The organism is Streptomyces sp. 13-12-16, from assembly GCF_002114215.1.
Classification (GTDB): domain Bacteria; phylum Actinomycetota; class Actinomycetes; order Streptomycetales; family Streptomycetaceae; genus Streptomyces.
The window spans coordinates 1-3443 of record NZ_NCTE01000783.1 but is presented as its reverse complement, the minus strand read 5'-3'; the positions used below and the strand labels follow the sequence as shown (position 1 = coordinate 3443).

At 70.7% G+C, this 3443-nt stretch carries 3 protein-coding genes; all 3 read right to left on the bottom strand.

All coding sequences use genetic code 11. The annotated features are described in order from the left end of the window. Nucleotides 1–90 precede the first annotated feature (90 nt). A complete protein-coding gene (locus tag B7767_RS28815; RefSeq protein ID WP_085574726.1) occupies nucleotides 91–894 on the bottom strand; it encodes an enoyl-CoA hydratase/isomerase family protein in 804 nt (267 codons plus the stop codon). 107 nt (nucleotides 895–1001) lie between these two features. Beyond that, nucleotides 1002–1223, bottom strand: coding sequence for a helix-turn-helix domain-containing protein (locus B7767_RS28810; RefSeq protein ID WP_030858495.1), 222 nt, complete (start codon nucleotides 1221–1223; stop codon nucleotides 1002–1004). Between the two features lie 355 nt (nucleotides 1224–1578). Then, on the bottom strand, nucleotides 1579–3177 hold the full coding sequence (locus tag B7767_RS28805) for an ABC-F family ATP-binding cassette domain-containing protein (RefSeq protein WP_085574725.1): 1599 nt from the start codon (nucleotides 3175–3177) through the stop codon (nucleotides 1579–1581). Nucleotides 3178–3443: the final 266 nt, after the last annotated feature.

Sequence of the window (3443 nt, the reverse complement as noted above, 5' to 3'; positions counted from 1 at the left end):
TGGGCGGCTGGGCGGCTGGGCGGCTGGGCGGCTGGGCGGCTGGGCGGCTGGGCGGCTGGGCGGCTGGGCGGCTGGGCGGCTGGGCGGAGGTTATTCGCCCAGGCCGGCCAGGTCGCGCAGGCGGCGGGACTGGGCGGCCCGTTCGGCGGTGCGCTGGTCGTCGTAGGTGCGGGTCTGGGCGCCTCGGAGCAGCGTCTTGGTTTCGATGACGGCGTCGCGGGGGGCGGCCAGCAAGGCCGCGGCGAGGTCCTGGGTCGCCGCGTCCAGGTCGGCCGCGGGTACGGCGAGGTTGGCCAGGCCGGTGTTCACGGCCTCCTCGGCCGTGACGAAGCGCCCGGTCGCGCAGATCTCCAGCGCGCGGGCGTATCCGACGAGGCCGACCAGCGGATGCGTACCGGTCAGGTCGGGGACGAGACCGAGGCTGGTCTCGCGCATGGCGAACTGCACGTCGTCCGCGACCACGCGCAGGTCACAGGCGAGGGCGAGCTGGAACCCGGCTCCGATGGCGTGTCCCTGGACAGCCGCGATCGACACGATGTCGCTGCGCCGCCACCAGGTGAACGCCTCCTGGTACTCGGCGATGGTCGCGTCCAGTGCGGCGTCGTCGCGACGCGCCAGGTCGATGAACGACGGCTCGCCCTCGATCCCCTCGGGCGTGAACATCTGCCGGTCGAGCCCGGCGGAGAAGGACTTGCCCTCCCCGCGCAGCACCACGACCCGGACGGAGCCGGGCAGCAGCCGGCCCGCCTCGGTCAGCGCCCGCCACAGAGCGGGGCTCTGCACGTTGCGCTTGGCCGGGTTGGTCAGCGTCACCGTGGCGATCGCGTCGTCGACGGTGAGCCGTACGCCGTCCTTGTCGAGTACGGGACCGAGGTCCTGGGCGGACGAAGCCATGGGGCGCCTCCGATGGGTGCGGTCGACCTAAGTGACTGCACAGTAACCACCCGGCCGGTCAGTCGGCCGACCGGGTGGTCACCATCGGGTTCCCGGGGCGCCCGGGGTCAGGCCGAAGGGGCCCTTTTGCCCCGTGTCGCCCCGCCACGCCCTCGCAGCGTGACACCCGATTCGCTGAGCATGCGGTGCACGAAGCCATACGAGCGGCCGGTCTCCTCGGCCAACGCCCGGATGCTCGCACCGGCGTCGTACTTCTTCTTCAGGTCTGCCGCGAGCTTGTCGCGCGCGGCGCCGGTCACCCGGCTGCCCTTCTTCAGAGTCTCGGCCACCCGTGCCTCCTCATGGGAAGTGCGCTCTGGTCTCCTCATGATCACCCCTCCGGGCCTTCATGGCCACCCATTCGGCAAGGTCGATGAGACAAGGTTGTGACGACGGGAGCGCATCCCCACATACGGAATGAGGTATTCCGCGATGTGCGGGCGGTACCTCCGAACGGGTTCTTCCGTGAAGTGCCAGGTCAGAAAGGTGCGACGGCCGAGCCCCGGTTCACCGGGAGCTCGGCCGCGAAATCCGTGTAGGACACACCTCGGGATGAGGAGATCTCACACGAATGATGGATCACCGATGGGCCGAATGATCCATACGCAGTGGATCACACCTTCGGTCAACCCCGGCTGACGTCCCTCAGGCGAGGGCGACCAGGTCCGCGTAGTCGGCGCCCCACAGGTCCTCGACGCCGTCCGGCAGCAGGATGATCCGCTCCGGCTGGAGCGCCTCGACGGCGCCCTCGTCGTGCGTGACGAGGACGACCGCGCCCTTGTACGTGCGCAGCGCGCCGAGGATCTCCTCGCGGCTGGCCGGGTCGAGGTTGTTGGTCGGCTCGTCGAGGAGCAGCACGTTGGCCGAGGAGACCACGAGCGTCGCCAGCGCGAGACGGGTCTTCTCGCCGCCGGAGAGGACACCGGCCGGCTTGTCGACGTCGTCGCCGGAGAACAGGAACGAGCCGAGCGTCTTGCGGATGTCGACGAGGTCCAGGTCGGGGGCGGCGGAGCGCATGTTCTCCAGGACCGTGCGCTCCGGGTCGAGGGTCTCGTGCTCCTGCGCGTAGTAGCCGAGCTTGAGGCCGTGCCCCTCGATGACCTGGCCGGTGTCGGGCTTCTCGGCGCCGCCGAGGAGGCGGAGCAGGGTGGTCTTGCCCGCGCCGTTGAGGCCGAGGATGACGACGCGGGAGCCCTTGTCGATGGCCAGGTCGACGTCGGTGAAGATCTCCAGCGAGCCGTAGGACTTCGACAGTCCCTCCGCCATGAGCGGGGTCTTGCCGCACGGGGACGGCTCGGGGAAGCGCAGCTTGGCGACCTTGTCGGACTTCCGCTCCGCCTCCAGGCCGGACAGCAGCTTGTCCGCCCTGCGGGCCATGTTCTGCGCGGCGACGGTCTTGGTGGCCTTGGCGCGCATCTTGTCGGCCTGCGAATGCAGGGCGGCCGCCTTCTTCTCCGCGTTCTGCCGCTCGCGCTTGCGGCGCTTCTCGTCCGCCTCGCGCTGCTGCTGGTAGAGCTTCCAGCCCATGTTGTAGACGTCGATCTGAGCGCGGTTGGCGTCCAGGTAGAACACCTTGTTGACGACCGTCTCGACCAGGTCGACGTCGTGGGAGATCACGATGAAGCCGCCGCGGTAGGTCTTGAGGTAGTCGCGCAGCCAGACGATGGAGTCGGCGTCGAGGTGGTTGGTCGGCTCGTCGAGGAGCAGGGTGTCCGCGTCGGAGAACAGGATCCTGGCGAGCTCGACGCGGCGGCGCTGACCGCCGGAGAGGGTGTGCAGGGGCTGGCCGAGCACGCGGTCGGGCAGGTTCAGCGCGGCGGCGATGGTGGCGGCCTCGGCCTCGGCGGCGTACCCGCCCTTGGTGAGGAACTCGGTCTCCTGGCGCTCGTACTGCTTGAGCGCCTTCTCGCGGGTGGCGCCCTGGCCGTTGGCGATGCGCTGCTCGTTCTCGCGCATCTTGCGGATCAGCACGTCGAGGCCGCGGGCGGAGAGGATGCGGTCGCGGGCGAGGACGTCGAGGTCGCCGGTGCGGGGGTCCTGGGGCAGGTAGCCGACCTCGCCGGAGCGGGTGACGGTACCGCCGGCGGGGATGCCCTCGCCGGCGAGGACCTTGGTGAGGGTGGTCTTGCCCGCACCGTTGCGGCCGACGAGGCCGATGCGGTCGCCCTTGGCGACGCGGAAGGTGGCGCTTTCGATGAGGACGCGGGCACCGGCGCGCAGCTCGATGCCGGAGGCGGAGATCACGGACAGACTCCAGGGCGGGTGTGGGTGGCGGTGGACGGCTGAGGGCGTTCCCGCCGTCTAATGCGCGAGGAGAATGGCCATGCGAGCCATTCTAACGGGGCCGTGCAACCACTTTTCCTGGGCGCGGGTGTGCCCTGCGGTCGCCGGGGCCCGTACCGGCGCCGTCGTACGCCGACGCGGGGCACGGCGTGGTGGTGCCGGGCGCAGAGGGGCGCGGCAGGGCGTTCGCCGCGGCGGTGCGGCGTGCGGGCCCGGCCGGTGGTGTG